Genomic DNA, 20603 nt, shown 5'->3' on the forward strand with positions numbered 1-20603 from the left:
AGGTCTTCGGTAAAGGCGCTAAACTCTCTGGTCTGTTCTTCTAGGCCTTCTCCTGAAACCGAGGCAACAATGAGGTTCTTGTGAACATCCAGTCCACATCCTCTGGCGATAAGCTGGGGAAATGAAACTTGAGGCTCCATAATGAAAAAAGGTTCATCCTTGATGGATAAACCTTTTTCATGCTCCTTTGTGATAGCTATATCATGAATGTTTTATTTGGCCAAACACACGCTGTTATTACGCTAAAGCAGTGGGTATGAATTAAATAAAAAATAATCTTCTTATTGTCATAAGCCTAAATAATTATATTTTTGCTTATATTTTTTCAATTCCATACATGAAAGCCACAACTTTTAGAACAGCAGCTATTTTGTACCTCTGCCTGTTCTGCTATTGTACCGCTGCTGTAGCACAACAAAATTCTGCGCTTTACAGCAAGCCCGTTTCCCCGCTTCTCAAAGAGTTGCCTGCTCTGCCCACTTCTGCCGCTGAAGCCTATAAAATGGCCAAGGTTGTTGCCTTAGACCAAGATCAGCAAAAGATGGCCCCTACCGAATCGTTTACTGCGCTAAAAGCTAAGAGCCAGCGCATTATTGAGGAGCTACAAGCCTCAACAGTTGTATTAAGCGCCAATGTGGGTGCTACATCGAACGAACAGGAAGCCCTGATGAAGCAAATGCAGGATCCTGAATTTCAGAAAAAGCTCGAGGCCATGAGCGAGGAGGAGAAAATGGCGTTTGCCATGAAAGCACAGCAAATTATGGCGCAAAGCGCAATGCAGAACAACACACTCAACGGAGCTGAAGACGAAGAGGTAACAGCCGTACTGGAAACGATGGGCGAAATATCCTTTCAACTGAATGGCACCGGACCTGAGCCCTCCTCCTACACCAAGCTATGGCAAAAAAATAGCTGAGATCCGTCAGAAGGTAAGCGAACATAACAGCCAGGTCTGGGAGTGGGAGCAAAAGGAGTATGAAAAAGTGCCACTGGTGCCCAGCCACCTTAGGCAGCAGGTTGTCTCCAACAAAGAACCTAAGCTGGTAAAGGAGCTTAGGCTTGCAGCACAAGCTAAAAGAATAGCCTATATGGACCAGCAACTAAAAGCCCTGGCACCACAATGGAATGCCCACCTTGCCAGCCTGGAACAAACGCTGGCCACTGTAGATGAGCAAATGGCCAGTATCGATTACTATAGCCGGTTCAAGAACAATGTGTTCAAAAACCAGCTGGCGGCTTATCATATGGCTCCGCTGCAACAGATCCAGAACCTTTGGACCGAGCTGGAAAACCTGATGCTGGAGTCGGCAGAAATGCAGCTGGCCCTCACCAGAATACAGCGTAAGCCGGTTGAGCATTTTGATTAACTAAAAAAAACCTGATATTACCCCAACTATCAACAGCCCCATGCCGCAGTATTGAGCGTGGGGCTGCTTGTTCCTGTTAAAAATATTGACATGATAAAACCCCTCTTCTCAATCTTTTTTGTTTTGCTAACTTTTGCCGCATTGGCTCAGGGCACTGATTACGCGCAAAAGAAAAAGGATAAGCTTTCCAGAAAATCCCCCTTCGAGGAAATCATAGAAAAGAACGATCCCAACATCATTCTTTACCAGGATGAAGAGGTGTTTGTGATCGAGCCGCTTAGCAAAAGCTTTCCGGTGCACCTGCTCATCATTCCAAAGAAGAGGATCAATACACTAAATGATGCAAGCCCTGCCGACCAGGCGGTTTTAGGCAAAATGTTTTTGGTAGCCAAAGAAATGGCAGCCCGCTACGGAATTGCAGAAAGCGGATACCGTGTGGCCATGAACACCAATGAGCATGCAGGGCAATCGGTGTTTCACATACACCTGCACCTGTATGGCGGCGCTAATGTGGGGCCAATGATAGATCCGGAAAAGTATAAGCCGGCTCCCACAAAATCGGCCTTGCTCCAGCAGAAGGTGGAGTAGGGCCGCCATTCACCTACCGTGAGCCTACTCGCCCAGCCAGTGCCTGAAATCCGCTGCTTTTTCGCGGCTAATCACCACATCTTCCTCGGGCTTTGGCGTAAGCTCCACTTTTAGCTTGCTGTTAAAATACTGGTGTACCCGAACAACCGAGCTGAACTCAATGATGTACTGTCGGTTTGCCCTGAAGAAATTCTTGGGGTTAAGTGACTTCTCCAGCTCATCGAGGGTATAATCGAGCAGGTACTGCTGATTACTTCTGGTGCGTACATAGTTAAGCTTATCGCGGGTAAAAAAATAAGCTGCCTCTGTGGTGGTAAGGGGAAGCATACGCTGCCCCTGCTTTACCAGTATTCTGTCGCGCCTGCTGCTCACTGTGTGGTTCCGCTGCTGTTGCAGTTCCTGCAGGAGTAGCTCTATATTTACCAAAACAGGTTCTGTTCCCGCAAATACCTTTTTAAGGTTCCGGAATTTCTGAAGGCTTTGCTGCAGCTCCTTTTCCTGTATGGGCTTGAGCAGGTAATCTATGCTGTTTACCTTAAAGGCCCTGATGGCATACTCATCATAGGCAGTGGTGAATATTACGGGACAGGTTACCTCTACCTGTGTAAAAATTTCAAAGCTTTGGCCGTCTACCAGCTCTATATCCAGCAGCAACAGGTCGGGAGCCGGGTGTTGCTGCAGCCATTTTACAACCCCTGCCACACTGTCGAGCACTGCCAGCACATTACTGCCGGGCTCCAGCGCCTGCACCATTTTCTGAATACGGCGGGCTGCTATCGATTCGTCTTCAACGATGACTAAGTTCATGCTGCTTATGGCTTATCAGTGGCACTATTACCTGAAAGTGATCAGGAGTTTCATTGATGATGATATCCGGCTGGTTTAGCAGCTGGTATTTGGCAGATATGTTTACCAGCCCCATTTTATTGGAGGGCACCGATGTTTTGCGCTTCTGCAGATTGTTCAGCACAATCAGATTGCCTGCTTCATCTGTATAGATCTTAATGCGCAGGGGCATTGCTTCTGAAATCATGTTGTGCTTTACTGCATTTTCAACCAATATCTGCAGGGTAAGCGGCGGCAGCAGCCAGTCGGCCAGGCCAGGTGCTACCTTTTTCTCCAAAAACAGGCCTCCCTCAAAGCGGGTCTTCAGCAGGTAAAAGTAGGCTTCTATAAACTCCAGCTCCCGCGCCAGGGAGATCAGCTGCTTTTCATTGCTCTGCAGCAAGTAGCGGTAAATACCCGAAAGCTCTTCTATAAAGCGCAAAGCCCTTGGGGGGTCTTCCTCTACCAGCCCAGATAAAGAGTTAAGGCTGTTAAAAAGAAAGTGCGGTGTTACCTGGTTTTTGAGTGACTCCAGCTGGCTCTGCAGGTTTCTCTTTTCCAGCGCTTCGGTCTGCTTCACCGACTTTTTCCACTGCTCCAGGTAGTAGAGCGCCTCATAGACACCGGCAATCAGCTGGCAGAAGAAAAGCGTCATGCCAATGCTGTAGAGGTAGCTGAAAAGAGTGATTTCATCGGGCAGCCAAAACCCAAGCCACACTTCCATCCACACATGCCAGGAGCCCACCACTATTGCCACCAGCAAAAGCAGGCCAGCAAGGCAAAGCAAACGGGCTTTGATCTGCTGCAGTCCCGGATACCTGGACCTGCTTAGGCGTATGGCCAGGCGCGCAGCCTCCCACATTACAAAGGTAAAAAGCAGCTGCCAGCCTATTACTTTACCCGCCGGCTGATCTCCTACCAGTATCTGCTGCAGGTAAAAGAACAGGAAGAAAATAATATTCTGGATGAGCATGCCCCAGGTCCAGAGCCTGGCATCGTTAAGTTTCTCCATCTGCTGCCGGTGTGTTGCTGCACCAATCAAGGCATAAATTATTACATAATCAGGGAAAGTGCTAAGGATTTGGGAGCCCAACACCTTTTCTGTGTTAGGCAGCAACCGTAGTGTTCTCAACCCGCTGCAAATCAGCTACAGCCTCAGTTACTGCTCTGCCCCTGCGGGCAAGGGCCAGCCTTCCTACCAATAGCACAGAAGTAGTCACGGGCAGCAGACTAATCGGGTTGAATGGGAACAGGGGCAGCACAATGGCAACTTGCAGTAAAGAAGCAACTATAATTTGACGGTACACCAGCCAGTTACCACAGCAGATTTGCCTGATCCGGTTTAACAGGTAAGCGTTGATCAGAATCAGCAGCAGTCCGAACTGAACAAGGGTATAAAACTTTATATCGTACCTAAAAACCCCTGCCTGCACGCGTATGTAGGAAAATATACCTACGGCAATCAGATGCGCCACCATGTTCAGCAGTGGGTACAAAGCCAGAAACAGCAGAAAAAAAGTAACGCCTTTTCTGGATGAATACCCGGGCTGCCTGGATAGCCAAACAGCATAAAGCAGGGCAGATACCAGTGTAAGCACCAGTACAACAGCATCGGCCAGGTCACGGTTAACCTCTATCATGGCTTAAAATTTTTTAGATGTTCGGATGAAAAACTTCGCTTTTTGCAAAACATGTTACAAAGATGCAGCACAGCCTCTAAGCCAGGAATAAAAAAGCCTGCCAGGTGCAGAACAGGCAGTGTGAAGTGTAAAAAACAGGGGTTGAGACGATAGGTGATTGATGTTACCTTATAGCGCAGGCGCAAATGCTCGGGACTTTAACCCGGGGAACCATGCTTAGCTTAGTAAAGCTGCCGTGTAAACACCAGCTTTATTCTGGCCTGAAATTCGGCAATCACTTTAAAGATTTCTTTAAGTGTTACCTGCTCTACCTGGGTTAGCTTGTTAGGGTCGAGCAGGTTATCAGCATCAGTCTTGTCATGAATGATCTGCACAGCCTGGTTTTTCAGGCGCATGCCCATCAGGTAGTAGTACGACTGCAGCAACTCGCGATACTCTGTTTCCTTGAAAACTCCGAGATCTTTCAGAGCCTCCAGGCGCTCGCCGGTATTGGATAAAAAAATTCGGTTTTTGAGCGCATACACACGCACCAGGTCCACAATGGGTGTCATGGTCTTTTTAATATTGAACACCTTTTGGGAGCCTTTGCTGAATGTTTTAATGTTTTTGAAAAAGGTGGTAAGGGGCGGCTCGTACTGCAGGGCGTTTTTAGCCATGTGGTAAATAAAAATCTCGCCCACAGACTTTAACTCTTCGTTCAGGAATTCTTTTAGCTCCTCCATAATGGCAGGCTCACCATACAGGAAGCGGCAATCAAAGAAGGTGGCAAAGTTCATTACCCGCTCCGGGCTGGATTCCCCGATCCAGGTTTTATAATTGCGTTTCCAATGCGAGAGGGAGTGTGTCCATTTAGGGTTTTTAGCCATAAAGCCACCTTCGCAAAAGCTAAAGCCAATGGTGTTGAGCTGCTCCGATACCTGTTCGGCAAATTTCAGAAAATAATCCCGCACCAGTTCACGCTGTTCGTTGGCCTTATCCTCGTAAATAATGGCATTGTCCTGATCGGTATTAAGGGTTTGTTCCTTCCGGCCTTCGCTGCCCAGTACCATAAACACAAATTTGGCCGGCGGCGGCCCCATTTCGTCTATGACACCTTCAATCACCTTCTGGGCAATGGTATCTGCCACTGTAGTAATCACCTGGTTTACAATTTCGGCCTTTACACCGCGGTTTAGGAGCTGGTACACAATTTCCGGAACCTTCTGCCACTTCTTGCGGAGCTCCTCTACCGAAAGGGCCAGTTTTACCGACTGAATGAACACAAAAGGAGACTGCGACTGGTCGCTCAATAGTTTATTACGGCTGATAAAGCCTGAATAATTCCCTTCCTCGCCAATAAGCAGGTAACGGGTTTTGGTGCGAAACATCAGCAGCATGGCCTCATATACATAGGCATCGGGGCTAATGGATACAATGGGCGCATCCATTACCTCCCGTATAGGTGTTTGCAGGCTTACCTGCCGGGCAACCACATTATCACGCAGGGTAATGTCGGTTACATAGCCAATGATCCTCTGCTGCTCATCCTCAACAAAAAGGCAGCTTACCCTGTGCCTGCCCATTGTGCTGGCAGCTTCATGCACCGGGGTGCCTGCAGGGCAGCTAATGAGCTCCCTGATCTCCACCGTCTCCAGCTTGCGGGAATAAAACTTATCGGCGGCTATGTAATTTTCGTCCAGGGTGTTGGAGGGCTTTACAAAATGGGCATACTCATCGTTGAGCATACGCCTGGCAAACTCCAGGGTAAAGTAGTGGAAGAAATCTTCGTAAGCCTGGCACAAAGCCCTGAAATGGCTGCGATGCAAAAAGTAAACCACCGTGCCCTTCTTAGCTATTACCGTTCGGATAGACCTCTTTTTATTGAGCAGTACAGAAAAGCCTCCATAGCAAAAACCCCTGCCATAGCTTTCGGGCAGGCGTTTGTTCTGGCTGCTGTCATAAAAGAAAGCATTATACTCCCCTTCAACCAGTATATCAACGCCACGCATTTTAGAAACATCCTGCTGGTAAATCACTGCTTCTTTGGTATGGCGCACCTCTTCCAGCAGGTTTACCACCCCCATTAACACCTCCTCGGGCAGCAGGTGAAAAGGCTTAACTGTTTTAAGAAAAGCTAAACGTTCAGATTCGTTCATGTTAACCAGTTACTTAAAAAATAGATAAGCAGTGTTGCTACAGAAGCCAGCACCAGTAAAATTGCAAAGCGCCTGCCGGCACCTTCAGTAGGCTTTCTTTCCTTCAGGGCATAAGACTGCTTTTGCTCTGCAACCACAGACTCGGTAATTTCACCCTTGCGCCACAATTCAAAAAAACAGCGCGCTGTTGCTGTTGCATCTACGAGTGCATTATGCTGTTGTTTCAGCTGAATACCGAAAAGCCTGTAGTACAGCTGATCCAGACGCATGTATTTATAGCCGGTTTCACGATAAAAGTTATTGGTGAGCTGCATGGTACAGAATGCAGGCAGCGAATACAGCGGGTTGCTTAGGCCTGCCCTGTAAAAACCAAGACCCATCATGTGGTAATCGAGCTGCATAAAGTGCCCCACAACCAGGGGCTGGTAGTGCTGCAGATCTTTGTGCAGCAGTTGCATTACCTCTTTGCGTGCTTTGCCATGCTCCATCAAAAATTCATCACCAATACCATGGATCTCCCTGGATATTTCACTGATGCTGAAATCCAGTGGCTTTATGTAATGGTTTTCTGACTTTACCTCCTCTCCTGCCTTGGTGTACACCACCCAGGCCAGCTGCACAATATAAGGCCAGTTACCCACTTCAGAATAGGGCTTTTTCCAGTCTTTTGGCAGACCGGAAGTTTCGGTATCTACAAACAGCAGGTAATCTTTCACAACACCAAAATACCTAAACTAATATTCAAAATGTATTAGCCTGCTTAAAGATTTTCAAAGACAACATATGCTACACCTATCAGAAACAAAACAGGCAGGTGCAATGCCCTCAAGGGCTGTACCTGCCTGTTTTTAAAGATCTGAAAAAGGAAAAAAGGAGCTAAAAAATACTGTTACTGAAAGGGTACGCCCCCATGCTTGCACCTGCCACTCATTGTATCTTTCATTTGTAGTGCCCTCACTTAATCAACATACTATCAACGCTGCCAGGTCTAAAAGCTGCAGGCATTTTAAACCTGGCAGCGTTGATAATACAAAAGATTTATGCCTGGCTCAGCAGCCTCTTTGCTGCTATGGCCGGTTCATTTCATCATGGTGCTCATCTTCATTGAGGCGTGCTCCCGGTGGTTCTTCTCTCATTTTCTTTTTAAGGGCACGAATGTGGCTCTCCACATGCTTGCGGGTAGTTTCTTTATGCTCCCGCCAGGTATCATTCATGCCCGCAAATTTTTCTTTTTCAAGCGGCTTTTTCTTACCACTTACAGGCGCATACTGCCCGTAACGGTTCTTTTTGTAATACTGAAACACAAAGTCGGTAAAGGTGTAGGAATAGCCTCCATCCATCACCTCCAGGCGAAGGTTGTAAACAATTTCACCGTGGATCTGTGGCGTGAAGAGACCCTGGGTGTATACATAAAAGCTCCCTTCCCTGTTTACTACAGAACCCTGATAGTCTGCGTGCACTTTTTTGTCATAGGCATCCACCCGCTTTACGCGTGTAGCGAAGTTCATGGCATTGATAAACAAGGCATCTTTGCCCCGGTCATCTACCTGAACAAACTCCTCAAAGCTGATCTTGCCAGCCGAATTACGTGGTAACTGCGGTTCATCCTCCCCTAAAAAAGGCATGAACGCAAACAGCAGAATCATTCCTAAAAACTTCATTGCAATTTCCTTTTGTAGTAATCATCTCCCAAAATAAAGAATCCTATGTATAGATAGTATACATAGGATTCTTAAACAAGTTTCGGTAAATGATCAGGAATTGCTAGAAGGCATAGATGAAAGCTGCGCCCAGGGTTGTCTGGTTTTTCTTCAGATTTCCATCGCTGTCTTCAAAAAAGTCGTCCTTAGACTGGTCGTAGCGCACTTCTGGCTTGATCAAAAAACGGCCATCTGCCAGTTTGATATCGCCGGTTACTGTTAAGGCGGTGGCTTCTAGCGGACCAAAGTAACGAACGCCCTTAGGATCGCTGAAATGCTCTGCTCTGACACCCAGGCCTACCATGTCATTAAATTCGTAGTTCAGATATAGGGCAGCACCACCCCAGCTAGCATCCTCAGACCAGGGATTGTCTACTTCCGGCTGTGCACTGCCGGAAGAGAATGAGCCGTAGGCTGCATTTACCCCCACCTTAAAGACCGGCGTAAGCTGGTAAGAAGTGGTAAGGTCGAACAGGCTGGTGTAAGATCCCTTTGTATCGCCAAATGCTGATGCTGTGTTGTATTCATCACCACCAATCCAGTTTACGTATACATCGAAGCCTTCCACAGGGGCCAATGAAAACTGAGCCACCACAGATTTCTTGTCATTAGGGTCAACCAGTGCATCCCAGCCATTCACCACACCCACCATCAGGCCGGCCTTGCTGCTTAGCTTGTAATTAAGCTTGGCGCCGGTATGGTAGAAGGGCCCGTTACCAAACAGGTAAGAAAGGCTGTAGTTGTAGTTAAGGGGTGCATCGATTAGCTCGTAGCCAATGTGGGTACCAAACTGGCCAACAGTAAAGGTTAAGCGGTCGGTAAAGTCGTAGGAGATGTATGCCTGCTTAATAAGCTTTGCAGTGCCTTCGTTACCGAAGTTGCCCAGGTCTGCATTTGGGCCAAAGGTTAAGTCGGCCACCACATTAAGCTTTTTGATTGAATAGCTGAAAACGGTTTGTACCAGGCCCAGTGAAAAAGTGTTGTGTGGAATGTCGAAGATCCTGCCGGTGTTGGTACCCGATTCCGGCCTGTTCAGGTTGTAGGAGTAATAGGTATCAACATAGCCCGAGATGGTAAGTGTGGGCTTGCTGCTTAGAGAATCCTCCAGTGCATCCTGCGCACTAAGGGTAAGCGCTGAAAGCATGAACAGCGAAACTAACAGTAGAGATATTCTTGTCATAAAAGTTCATTTAGAAGAGGGGATAAAATTTGACACAGAGGGATAGCTCCCGCCACCCCTGCAGGTGGTGGCGGGCATTCTCCGGCTACAAAAGGAACATCAAAGGATAGTTTACTGTATGGGAGGCAGGGTTAGGAATGAAAGCCCTGCACAGAACGAAGGAGATCTTATTTTACTACAGGGCGGGGCTCAACAGATACTTTTGTTCTGCTAAGTGCTGGTTCGGCAGCCATTTCTTTCTCTGGCGTGCCATAAGCCATATTATCGTTGATATCAGGATAGGCGTGCATACCATGCTCGTGAATATCCAGGCCATCCATTTCTTCTGCAGCAGATACTCTTACACCCAGGGTAAACTTGAGCGCCCCGAATGTTACAAAGGCAAATGCGAAGCAGAAGGCACCAACACTGGCAATACCTATAAACTGGCTAAGCAACTGGGCAGGACCTGCAAGCGCACCGAAAATACCTACTGCCAGCGTACCCCAGATACCACACACAAGGTGTACAGAAAGCGCACCAACGGGATCATCTATTCTCAGCCTGTCGAACATTACCACGGCGCAAACCACCAGGCCACCAGCTATCAGGCCAATCAGCAGGGCATCTACTACACCCATCTGGTCTGCACCGGCAGTAATTCCTACCAGGCCAGCCAGAATACCGTTCAGCACCATGGTAAGGTCGTTTGTTTTGAATAAAACCTGCGACATGATGAAAGCACCAATTGCACCGGCAGCAGCTGCTATGGTTGTTGTTACGAACACCAGAGAAACCAGGCCCGGATCGGCAGAAAGAACAGAACCACCATTGAAACCATACCAGCCGAACCAGAGCAGGAATACCCCCAGGGTAGCCAGCGGAAGGTTATGACCGGGAATTGCTTTTACTTTACCATTTACATACTTGCCAATACGCGGGCCGAGCAGGATAATACAGGCCAGTGCGCCCCAGCCACCTACAGAGTGTACAATGGTAGAACCGGCAAAGTCGTAGAAAGGAGTACCTGCATTTTCACCATCAGCAAGGCTGCCAAGTACAGAAGGAAGCAGGCCGCCATCGGTGCCCAGGGTGTTCAGGAACCCACCGCCCCACTTCCACATACCAACAATGGGATAGCAGATGGCAACATAGACCACAGAGAAGATAAGGAAAGAGTTAAGCTTAACACGCTCTGCAACAGCACCTGAAATAATGGTAGCTGCAGTGGCTGCAAACATTGCCTGGAAGATAAAGTCTGTCCAGTAGGTATATTTACCATCAGCATATTCTATTAAACCTGCTGCGCCCTCGGGCATTGACAAGCCAAAGCCGGCAAAACCAAAAAATGCGCCGGCATAGTCTGCGCCCGGATACATCAGGTTAAAGCCAACCAGCACGTAGGTTAAGATACCTATGGCAGGAATAATGGTATTCTTGAATAAAATATTTACAGTGTTTTTTGAGCGGCCCAAACCAGACTCCAATGAGGCAAATCCCAGGTGCATAATGAACACCAGGATCGTGGCGATCATCATCCACAAGTTGTTTACGGTAAATAATGCTTCATCCATGTGCTTTTGTGTTTAAATTCTTTGTTTTAGGGGGTGTGGGGAAAAGATTGGATACAAAGGATTAAAGGGCTGCCGCGCCTTCTTCGCGCGAACGTATTCTGATTACCCTTTCTACATCAGAGATAAAAATTTTGCCGTCGCCGATTTCTCCGGTAGAGGCCTCCTGCAAAATGCACTCAACAACATCCTCTAACTGATTTTCAGTTACGACTACCTCTATTTTGGTACGGGGAATGAACCCTACATCATAGTGTGCGCCCCTGTAGGTATGCGATAAACTGGCTTCTTTTCCAAAGCCTTTCACTTCCATAGAGTACATGAAAGGAATGCCTAAAGCAGAAAGGGCAGAGTGAACTTCCTCGAACTTGGAAGTCCTGATGATAGCCTCAACTTTTTTCATACAGATAATGGTTTAGGTAGTCGATTCTTTTGGTGCACCCCGAATCTTTAACCAATTTTACTGATATAGCAGCATATTTCAAAATTTATGCTCTGTTTTTTAAGCTATCTCAAAATATTTATCATGTTTTTAATGGAATCAGCTTTATTTTTTAAGCTGTTTTACAGCTATAGCTATTTTTTCAAACGAGTGCGGTACTTATTTCAGGCCTATAAAAATTATTTTCAATATTTTCATGAAAGTTGCCGTGATATACAACCTACTTCAAAAAATTTAAGTAGTTTTTCTCAAATAGTACCCAAAAATTAAAGGGTAATACATTTTTAACATAGCCATTTTACCAAAAACACCTTTAACATACACCTAAACTCCAGCAACACTCCTCTCTCCCGCACTTATGTATCTCCCGGCCAGCACAGAACTTGAGCAAAGGCCTCCGCCTGGTTCAGGCGCACAATCCGAAACTATGTTATTTACTAAATGAGCAGCCCTGCTTACATGCATGGTACTGCGGAAGAAAACAACTATTTTGCCTGAACAAACCGCCCTTTATCCAGTCCTTACACAAAAGCAATCCTATATGAGAGACCTGCAGGAACGAAATAAGCTCATCAGTCAGGGCATGCAACTGGCCGCCCTCCTACCCGACATCATGCCTGATGATGCAGACAGCCAGATAAAGCCCATATATGAGGACATTCAGAATACCCTGCGGGTACCACTGGTAAACCAGCTCTTTCGTACCCTGGCCAACTATCCCGATTACCTGGAGCAGCTGTGGAAGCATTTTAGTCCTGCGTTTGTCAGCAACAGCTTTGAGCTGGAAGCCGATAACCTCCGTGAAAAAGCATTACTGGAAGATCTACCGGAGATGCCGGAAGGCAGATGGGACACAATACCGAATGCCGAACAACTACGCGCTTTCAACGACACCATTTTTTATGTACTCCCCAAACTGCTTATTACAGCCAATATATTTTACGAAGCAACCTTCAGCACCATACCAGCCTACCGCACACGGCGGGGCGAAGCACCGGTAAATAATTCGCCGATTCAAACAGGGGTAGCAGCCGGCACAACAAAAGTAGAACTCATGAAGCCCGAGAGTGCCGACCCGGTGGTGAAGGCTCTTTTCACCGACATCAAACAACACCACAATCACAGCCTGGTAGCCTCCTATTACCGAGGCGTTGCTAACTGGCCCGAATTTCTGCAGCAGGCATGGCACGACATTAAACCCCTGATCGGAAGTACTGCCTATGAGAACCTTCGGGGGTTTATCACAGACCAGGCCACGCTAAGCCTGCGCAAAATTCCACTGGAACAGCCCGCAGCCATTCCCCTGGACGAGAAGCAGCGTGAAGAAGTGAGGGCTATCCTGGCATTTTTCCGCTATAAGTTTATTCCTGAATTATTGCTGGATGTTGCCCTCTTCAAAGCCATGCTCGATGGCCCCGCAGAAGCCTACAGCTCCCGCTTCAGCGTTGCAGTAAGCGATGAAGACTAGGTTGTGCAGGAGCCGCATTAGACCTGCTAAGTAAGCGAACCTTAACTGTGGTTTATCGAGCTCCTGCTCACTTAACAGCTATCTTGAGCCATTATGCCATAGGCATGCACTACAATGCTCTCTGGAACTGGTAAAACTTCTTTGTTACAGGCCCTGCTGCTCAGCCCCAAAGCCGGAAAACATTTTTTCGCGCCTGCAAATTCAGCCATAGCACAGCTATTGCCGTATGGTAACTTATGAGCATGCAACAGGAAGCACTTGAATTTGCCCGGCAGGCACATGGAGAACAGAAGAGAAAGTTTACCGGGGAGCCTTATATTGAGCACCCAAAGCGGGTAGCTGAAATGGTGCGTACTGTGCCCCATACCAACGCTATGATCTGCGCAGCCTACCTGCACGATGTAGTGGAAGACACCCCCGTTACCCACCAGGAAATTGAAAAGCGCTTTGGAAAAGAAGTGGCAACGCTGGTGCATGAGCTTACTGATGAATACATGAAGGAAGCTTACCCCTCCCTGAACCGAAAGGCCAGAAAAAAGCGTGAGGTAGAGCGCCAGGCAAGCATAAGCCCCGAGGCTAAAACCATTAAGCTGGCCGATGTTATTGACAACACCCGCGACATCATTAAAAATGACAAGGACTTTGCCGTAAGGTACATCCCCGAAATGACAGCCCTTGTGGAGGCGCTGCAGGGAGGAAATTTCAGCCTCCTAATGATTGCCTGTTACGAAGTACACAAAGCAAGACTTGAACTGAAAAAAGCAGGACGGATAAAGCTTTAGTCATAGAATTTTTAAATAGCCTCATAGATTATGCTTATAGATCAGGCCCAAAACAGCCTTTAAGGGCGCTTACAGACAATCTTAGCCTTCGGCTGTTTAACAGCTCCCCAGATATTTAAACCTTTCCCTAACAAACATTCTTACTCCCGGTTAAAAAGCTAATAACGCAACACTAACTTTTAACACATATGGAGAAAGAAAACAAAGGTCAGTCTGGCAATGGTCAGTCCAAGCTGGCAGGAGGAAACACAGCAGGCAATGGTAAAGCGGGAGACACCACCCTTACCACCCGCCAGGGCCATCCTGTTTACGACAATCAGAACATCCGCACTGTAGGCAACCGCGGTCCCGCCACAATGGAGAACTACCACTTCATTGAAAAGATATCTCACTTTGACCGCGAACGTGTACCTGAACGTGTAGTACACGCACGTGGCGCCGGTGCACATGGTGTTTTTGAAGCCTATGGCAAAGTGGGCGACGAACCAGTTGCAAAATATACCCGTGCCAAGCTATTTCAGGAAAAAGGAAAGCAAACGCCTGTTTTTGTTCGCTTCTCCACAGTAGGCCACCCCTCCGGCTCACCAGAAACCCTGCGGGATCCACGCGGCTTTGCAGTTAAATTTTATACCGAAGATGGTAACTGGGACCTGGTAGGCAACAACCTGAAGATTTTCTTTATCAGGGACGCTATGAAGTTCCCCGACCTGATCCACTCGCAGAAGCCAGATCCTGTTACCAACATCCAGAGCGCAGAACGGATTTTTGACTTTTTCTCCGGCACTCCTGAAGCTACCCATATGGTTACTTTCCTGTACTCCCCCTGGGGAATTCCGGCAAACTACCGCCAGATGCAGGGCTCAGGTGTAAATACCTACAAATGGGTGAATGCCGATGGCGAAGCAGTGCTGGTAAAATACCATTGGGAGCCAATTAAGCAGGGCATCAAGAACCTGACCCTTAAAGAAGCACAGGAAATACAGGCCAAGAACTTTAACCATGCCACCCAGGATCTTTACGAAGCCATTGAGCGCGGCGACTATCCGGAGTGGGAGCTGAACGTGCAGATCATGAGTGACGATGAACACCCGGAACTCGACTTCGATCCGCTGGACGATACCAAGCTGTGGCCAAGAGAGCAATTCCCCTGGATGCCGGTTGGTAAAATGACCCTGAACAGAAACCCCGTTGATTATTTCAACGAAGTGGAACTCTCTGCCTTTGGTACCGGTGTACTTGTAGACGGACTTGACTTCTCTGACGATAAAATGCTGCAGGGCCGCACCTTCTCCTACTCAGACACACAGCGTTACCGCGTAGGTGCCAACTACCTGCAGTTACCCATCAACGCCCCCAGGAAACAGGTGGCAACCAACCAGCGGGGCGGCATGATGTCCTTTAAAACCGACTTTGCAGAAGGGCAGAACATTCACATCAACTATGAGCCCTCTACCATTGGCGGCCTTAAAGAAGCCACAAGACCCGGCAAGGACTACATGCCAAGCTATAATGCCCAGCTGATGCGGCAGAAAATTGACCGTACCAACCCCTTTGGCCAGGCAGGCGAAACATACCGCAATTTCGAAGACTGGGAACGCGAAGAGCTGATCTCCAACCTGTCTAACGATCTTGCCACTTGTGATAAGCGCATCCAGGATAAAATGCTTGAATATTTTACCCAGGCTGATGAGGATTATGGCCGCAGGGTGAGAGAGGGCATTAAAATGGCCACTGAAAAAATGATGAAGATGAAGAAAGAAATGATGGGCACCGACGGACCTATGGGAAGCAAAGGCTCCTCCGAAGCCGTTAAAGAGGCTGAACAAAAAGGCCATTCTGCCAGACCTTATTAAGCATTTACTTTTGTAAACATTTACTTTAGTAAGTAAGCATATACTCTAGCTCACTGATAATAGAAAAAGGCATGCTCCAGGCATGCCCTTTTCTGTTTACAGGCTTAGTAGCAAGCTGGCTACCCCTCACTATGGCCAGTAAGCTTATTTTGATAGATTGCGCACTACCTGCTGCGGATCTGCCTTTGCATCAAGCGCCAGTGCAGGGTAAGTAAGCGAGGCATCAAGCAGTAAGCCCTCGGGCAGGCTGCGGCTAAAATCAATAAGCTTACCTTCTGTTATATACTTACTGAAATCTGCCAGCGCGGCCCCTCCCAGGTATTTGCTTAACACAGTTCCGAACACTTTATCATTTAAGCGCAGGCCTTCATCTTTTTTAGCAAGGTTCAGTAAATCCTTCATCAGGTAGTCAAGGCTTTTGCTGTACGCATGCTTTTGCTTGATTTGTGTATCGAGCAAAAAGGCATACAGTAAGCCCCTGCGGTAAGGCAGTTTATGATAGTTAACATCCGACCAGAATTTTTCTCCACTTAGCTGATCGTTCGGCAGCTCCCGCACCGGGGAGTTATAATGCGGCTTGAATACCTCCGCATTAAGTGTTTTAATGTATTCGTGCAAACCAATATCTCCACGCTTCAGCATTAGCTTATAGGCATAGTAATCGGTAAAGCCTTCAGAAAACCAGTACTGCTTTTCTTCCTGCTCATTCCTGATCGTATTACCAATCCAGCGGTGCAGCAGCTCATGGTTATAGAGCCAGGAAAGCCTGCTAAGCGTAGCACCATCATTGTTAGAAGCAAAACTGGCAAAGGAATGTGTAAGCCCGCTGCCACCCAGGGAGTAAGATTTGGAAGTCTCCGTCCACTCCTCAAAAGTAGGGATAAGTGTAACTGTAAAATCGGCCTCAAGCGGATCTTCCCAGAAAGCAACCTGTGAGCTAATGGTTTTTTCCAGAATCCTGGTAACGTCATCATCTTTAAACGCTTTCCACTCACCCCTGGTAAGAAAATAAACAGGATTGCCATTAACAGTCAGGCGGTACCTCCTGAAGTCTCCGCCCACAAAAACAGAGGCATAAAGCTCCTCGCGGCTTAGGTGCAGCAGCTGCTTGCTTTTAGCACCAAAGCTGCTGTGAAATACGCCCGCCCCAATCTCTTCTTTCCAGTTAATTTCGATGCTGGCCTTGCTGGTATCACTGGCAAACAGATCAACAGGCATAATAAACAACCTCATGCCCAGCGCATGGAAGTATTCTTTCTGCACAATAGGCCGGTAGCGGTGGTAATTCTGCACCGGCTCATTAAAATCCTGCTTCACAGAGTATTTCACCAGCAACTTTTGATCAGGCTGTGCCTTAATGCTGATCAGGCTGCTATCAGGCATAAATGTTACAGCTACAGGTTCAGGGCTTACCTTAAACTTAGTTATGCAGTTAAAGATGTCTTTGTCTCCCCAGGAGCTGTTTTCATATTTCAGGAGCAGTTCTCCCGCAGCGTTAGCACTGTATTCAAAGCTAACATCTATGGTAGTACTCCTTCTGAAATTTGGCTCTACCGTATAGCTAATAAACGGCTCCTTATTCGTAGCTGATTCGCTGCTGTAAGCCGGTGCCTCTTCCGCCTCATGCGGAGCCGGGAGGAAGAACATTACAATGAATGTGATCAGATAAACCAGTTGCATATGCCTGGGGATTTAAATATTACTGAAAAAGAGGTTAAGTCTGCAATTGCTTTCTTAGCCAGCCTGAATCTCTACAAAAGCTCCATCTGCTACCCCATAATTTATGGCAGGAGAGGGTGCGTACAGAACACTAATAAATTTAACAATATTACAATTATTTTGAACTTTAACAGCAGCAGGAAACAAGCTTTTTATTGCCATTCATTCTGCTAAAGTCCATTACCAGGCAGATTTTACAGCAAATTCTCCTCTCTATATTACCTCTGAATTTGAAGAAATATTACCCTTAACGCAGCCCATCAAGAGCAATATAATTAAATTTATTGTGGACAAAATTAAATTTTTATATTTGCAACCTTTTCGCAACTAACTATTTTACAACATCTTACATCATTACCACAGCCTGGATCGGGGGCCAAGCGGCTAGCCCGTATTATTTTTCTATTGACTGACAGTTTACATTTTTCTTACTTGCACGTATATATATCTGGAGCAGCACAAGCAAAGCCGTACCGTAGGCACAAACAGTAAGCCGCTCCTGCTCTTATATATAAATCTTCAAGAGTATAATTTATTGGAGAAACAGCTTTTTCCGGCACCATATCAACTGGGGTAAAATCCAGTAGTACTGGTCTGAAAAAGCAAATGAGTGGAAGAAAGCCAGGCTAGCCTGGGAACAGAGAAATTACAAAAATAGAATAGATTATTAACCAGAATTTTTTGTGCGATGCTAAGTTTAGGTTTATCAGTGAACAGTGGAATCAGATTATTGCAGAGAACGTTAGGGTTCCGTTTGATCAGCTTCAACAGAACGTTGCAGGGGACTGGCCCCGGGCGTAATCAGGCAGCCAGTGCTGCAACAGCAGCTATAGATACTCCAGCAGCAACTGCTTCAGTAGCAGCTGCTGCAACAACTGCTGCTGCGCTTAAGGCTAACAATAAGGGCCTTAAAATTGCCAAAACCACCATGCCCGACAGGCGCTTAGACTACAACCAAACGTTCCAGCACATACGCCAGGAGCTGGATGGCTACTATAAAGAGCGCATTCCCATTTTTAACAACACCATCAATGCTGGCAGGAGCCTTAGTTAATATTGAAAGGCGCCTGCCGTACTTCCCTGTAATCACCAGCTATATACACAAAGGAAACTTATAGGTTAAGCGTTAGCCTTTGCTAACAATACAAGCGTGCTAATGTTTATGCCTGTTTTGCTGCAGAAAGCTCAAAACCTCCTGCGAAAACTGTGGTGACTGATGGGCTGTATTATGAACACCTGGCGTTCTTTTAACCCTGGCAGCGGGTATTAGTTTTGCCAGCGCTTCGGCAGAACCATTCTCATGATCAGCATCGCCGGAAATAACCAGCACCGGGATTTTTACGCTAGCCAGATCGGTGGGTGATGTACTTGACTGCGCCTGCTGCTGAAAAGCCAGCGTCTGGCGATCGAGGCCACTTTCATCGACGTAGCGCAGAAATCCCTGGAAGTCCGTTGTATCTCCCTCACCGATCAATGCTTTATAAAACGCCATTCTGCGGGGCCAGTCGGGATTTGTTAAGGCATCGCCCATACCACCCAACACTGCAGCAGAAACCCGCTTATCAAGCACCAGCAGCCGTGATGCTATTATGGAACCGCGGGAGTAGCCAACAAGCTGATAGCTGCTAAGTCCCAGCAAGCTCACCAGCCCGGATACATCGCGGGTTTCGGCATCCTGCACATAGCCTGCAACGGTCTCTGGTTTATCAGATTTGCCGTTACCCCGCAAATCCAGGGCAATAACTTTAAAACCATTATCAAGCAGTGCCTGGTACAGAATTTTACTCTTCCAGCTCTCTATGGTATTGGTAAAACCATGCAGCAGCACTACCGGCTGGCCTTCGCCCCGTACTTCATAGTAGATCCTGGTATCATCAAATGAGGTAAAATATGTGCCGGCATCTGGCGCTGCACCTGCTTCCTGCGTAAAGGCCGGCTGCGCGATAAAGAGGCAGCAGAACAAACTAACCCAGGTTTTAATAGAGTGGTGGTACATTTTTTTTCTGCTTTATCTGGCCTGAATGATAATTTAGTCCTGCTCCCTCTTCTGAACGCTGCGCTACTCTTTCTCAGAAGGATGCCATAAGAGGCTCCTCCAGCTGCCTGGCAAAACGGGCAAGGTATTGGTCCCACTCCTGGGGAGAGTTAAACTGCCCGCTCTTTTTCCAGCCAAAACCAGCATAGTAGCTAAGCTTGTTGTTTTCCGGATTTGCCAGCACCAATATGTGGCTCTGGTCTTTTGCTTCTACCCTGCGCTCCTTGTAATCTTGCACTACCGATGGGTCTATTACCAGGCCAACCCCCAGTTCGGAATCGTCCATTGGCTCCCAATAACGAAACCAGCCCTCTTCTGTACTGGCTTTCACAGCTCCCTGCCCCTCGTGCAGTGTAAGCCCCACGGCAATGTTGGGCAAAGCCTGCTCGCTATCCAGAAATACTTCGTAGTGGCTAAGGTTACTGCCCAAGTCGAGGCTAATGCGCTTGGTTTCCCTGACTGTGCGCCCCGCTGCCACCCAGGGAGCATAACTTAATTCAAAAACGGTACGGATAGGGCCAGTTGCAATGGTTTTGTAACTGCTAAAGTTCTTCGACACATAGAGCGAATCGTTTTCCCATACGCCTATACCCCCCACGCCCCTGCTGTCGCCAACATGGTAGGGATCATAACCTTCGCCTGTATCGATGTGGTAGGCGCCGGGCGATTGCTGATGATTTGCATACCATTTATCGATAACCGGATAGTTTACCCGTTTGAGCCAGGCATCCATACCGCTGGTAAGGGTACCACCAGGCTTGCCAGATTCTGTAATTCGCTGCGCCTCGGGACCATAGGTACGAAAAGCCACGCGGTCGTTTTCCCAGGTGTAATCATCGATCCTCTCCGGCACAAAGCGGGAGTAGGTAGTGAGCCTGCTTTCGGGCCGCTGTGCCGCTCCGTTTTCAACCCCTTGGATTACAAAGCGCTTTTCGGCATTGGCCCCTATAGTGGCCTGAAAAAGAATTTCATCTACCCTACCATCTCCATCATAATCTATCGCCTGCGATACCAGCACACTGTCGCTATCCTCCTCTTTTATCAGTAGATTATCGGCACCAAAGCTTTCTATCAAATCACTCACCTTCTCGGCAGGCACACGAACTGTTTCCTGCTGCCTGTCCATATCCAGGTTATTTTTAACGGTAAAAGTACGCCGGCTCCCATGTTCCTGCCGGCAGGAAAACAGTTGCAGGGCCAATAACAGTAAAATAAAGGATTGGGTGTTTCTTTTCATTTGTAGAGATATGGTTGCATGCTGATGTACAATGTATAAAAAAAATCCTACTCCCGGTATGCCTGTGGTAAACTACCGGGCA

Annotated in this window: 19 protein-coding genes; 7 read left to right on the plus strand and 12 right to left on the minus strand. The window is 47.4% G+C overall.

The window, feature by feature from the left end:
* Nucleotides 1-337 precede the first annotated feature (337 nt).
* The 3 genes from KWJ01_RS07175 to KWJ01_RS07185 all read left to right on the plus strand — a co-directional run bounded on the left by KWJ01_RS07175 (nucleotide 338) and on the right by KWJ01_RS07185 (nucleotide 1955).
* On the plus strand, nucleotides 338-916 hold the full coding sequence (locus KWJ01_RS07175; RefSeq protein WP_224995750.1) for a hypothetical protein: 579 nt from the start codon (nucleotides 338-340) through the stop codon (nucleotides 914-916).
* Nucleotides 861-1367: a hypothetical protein gene (locus tag KWJ01_RS07180; RefSeq protein ID WP_224995751.1), complete on the plus strand. Its 507-nt coding sequence runs from the start codon at nucleotides 861-863 to the stop codon at nucleotides 1365-1367. The genes KWJ01_RS07175 and KWJ01_RS07180 overlap by 56 nt, the downstream gene beginning before the upstream one ends.
* Nucleotides 1368-1457: 90 nt before the next feature.
* Nucleotides 1458-1955, plus strand: a complete 498-nt coding sequence (locus tag KWJ01_RS07185) for an HIT domain-containing protein (RefSeq protein WP_224995752.1) — start codon at nucleotides 1458-1460, stop codon at nucleotides 1953-1955.
* A 24-nt stretch (nucleotides 1956-1979) separates the two neighbouring features.
* On the opposite strand, the gene KWJ01_RS07190 is transcribed toward KWJ01_RS07185, so the two are convergent.
* The 9 genes from KWJ01_RS07190 to KWJ01_RS07230 form a co-directional block, all read right to left on the minus strand.
* Nucleotides 1980-2762 carry a LytTR family DNA-binding domain-containing protein gene (locus KWJ01_RS07190; RefSeq protein WP_224995753.1) on the minus strand — a complete coding sequence of 261 codons (783 nt, stop codon included), beginning with the start codon at nucleotides 2760-2762 and terminating at the stop codon, nucleotides 1980-1982.
* Nucleotides 2743-3792, minus strand: coding sequence for a sensor histidine kinase (locus tag KWJ01_RS07195; RefSeq protein ID WP_224995754.1), 1050 nt, complete (start codon nucleotides 3790-3792; stop codon nucleotides 2743-2745). The genes KWJ01_RS07190 and KWJ01_RS07195 overlap by 20 nt, the downstream gene beginning before the upstream one ends.
* A 94-nt stretch (nucleotides 3793-3886) precedes the next feature.
* Nucleotides 3887-4420 (minus strand): hypothetical protein, encoded by a 534-nt coding sequence (locus tag KWJ01_RS07200; RefSeq protein ID WP_224995755.1) that lies wholly within the window; start codon nucleotides 4418-4420, stop codon nucleotides 3887-3889.
* Between the two features lie 221 nt (nucleotides 4421-4641).
* Complete coding sequence (locus KWJ01_RS07205) at nucleotides 4642-6555, minus strand: DUF294 nucleotidyltransferase-like domain-containing protein (RefSeq protein ID WP_370634664.1); 1914 nt, start codon at nucleotides 6553-6555, stop codon at nucleotides 4642-4644.
* Nucleotides 6552-7271, minus strand: a complete 720-nt coding sequence (locus KWJ01_RS07210; protein WP_224995756.1) for a 3'-5' exonuclease — start codon at nucleotides 7269-7271, stop codon at nucleotides 6552-6554. Before KWJ01_RS07210 ends, KWJ01_RS07205 begins: the two co-directional genes overlap by 4 nt.
* 351 nt (nucleotides 7272-7622) lie before the next feature.
* Nucleotides 7623-8216, minus strand: a complete 594-nt coding sequence (locus KWJ01_RS07215) for a DUF4468 domain-containing protein (RefSeq protein WP_224995757.1) — start codon at nucleotides 8214-8216, stop codon at nucleotides 7623-7625.
* A 103-nt stretch (nucleotides 8217-8319) separates the two neighbouring features.
* Nucleotides 8320-9435, minus strand: coding sequence for a porin (locus KWJ01_RS07220; RefSeq protein WP_224995758.1), 1116 nt, complete (start codon nucleotides 9433-9435; stop codon nucleotides 8320-8322).
* 167 nt (nucleotides 9436-9602) lie between these two features.
* Entirely contained in the window at nucleotides 9603-10988 is a 1386-nt protein-coding gene (locus KWJ01_RS07225) for an ammonium transporter (RefSeq protein WP_224995759.1), read from the minus strand.
* Between the two features lie 61 nt (nucleotides 10989-11049).
* On the minus strand, nucleotides 11050-11388 hold the full coding sequence (locus tag KWJ01_RS07230) for a P-II family nitrogen regulator (RefSeq protein WP_224995760.1): 339 nt from the start codon (nucleotides 11386-11388) through the stop codon (nucleotides 11050-11052).
* 580 nt (nucleotides 11389-11968) lie between these two features.
* On the opposite strand from KWJ01_RS07230, the gene KWJ01_RS07235 reads away from it, so the two are divergent.
* From KWJ01_RS07235 to KWJ01_RS07245, 3 genes are all read left to right on the plus strand, one after another.
* The gene (locus tag KWJ01_RS07235; RefSeq protein WP_224995761.1) at nucleotides 11969-12895 is read left to right on the plus strand and encodes a halocarboxylic acid dehydrogenase DehI family protein; all 927 of its coding nucleotides are present in this window, start codon (nucleotides 11969-11971) and stop codon (nucleotides 12893-12895) included.
* A gap of 236 nt (nucleotides 12896-13131) precedes the next feature.
* A complete protein-coding gene (locus tag KWJ01_RS07240) occupies nucleotides 13132-13677 on the plus strand; it encodes an HD domain-containing protein (protein ID WP_224995762.1) in 546 nt (181 codons plus the stop codon).
* Between the two features lie 188 nt (nucleotides 13678-13865).
* The gene (locus tag KWJ01_RS07245) at nucleotides 13866-15530 is read left to right on the plus strand and encodes a catalase (protein ID WP_224995763.1); all 1665 of its coding nucleotides are present in this window, start codon (nucleotides 13866-13868) and stop codon (nucleotides 15528-15530) included.
* A 144-nt stretch (nucleotides 15531-15674) separates the two neighbouring features.
* Here KWJ01_RS07245 and KWJ01_RS07250 read toward each other — a convergent pair whose 3' ends face one another.
* Nucleotides 15675-17210, minus strand: coding sequence for a M1 family aminopeptidase (locus KWJ01_RS07250; RefSeq protein ID WP_224995764.1), 1536 nt, complete (start codon nucleotides 17208-17210; stop codon nucleotides 15675-15677).
* 793 nt (nucleotides 17211-18003) lie between these two features.
* Here KWJ01_RS07250 and KWJ01_RS07255 point away from each other — a divergent pair.
* A complete protein-coding gene (locus KWJ01_RS07255; RefSeq protein WP_224995765.1) occupies nucleotides 18004-18303 on the plus strand; it encodes a hypothetical protein in 300 nt (99 codons plus the stop codon).
* A 99-nt stretch (nucleotides 18304-18402) separates the two neighbouring features.
* On the opposite strand, the gene KWJ01_RS07260 is transcribed toward KWJ01_RS07255, so the two are convergent.
* Nucleotides 18403-19245: an alpha/beta fold hydrolase gene (locus tag KWJ01_RS07260; RefSeq protein ID WP_224995766.1), complete on the minus strand. Its 843-nt coding sequence runs from the start codon at nucleotides 19243-19245 to the stop codon at nucleotides 18403-18405.
* 73 nt (nucleotides 19246-19318) lie between these two features.
* Nucleotides 19319-20521, minus strand: a complete 1203-nt coding sequence (locus KWJ01_RS07265; protein WP_224995767.1) for a DUF4861 domain-containing protein — start codon at nucleotides 20519-20521, stop codon at nucleotides 19319-19321.
* Between the last annotated feature and the right edge of the window lie 82 nt (nucleotides 20522-20603).

The sequence above is a fragment of the Cesiribacter sp. SM1 genome (assembly GCF_020178975.1).
In the GTDB taxonomy this organism is placed as follows: domain Bacteria; phylum Bacteroidota; class Bacteroidia; order Cytophagales; family Cyclobacteriaceae; genus Cesiribacter.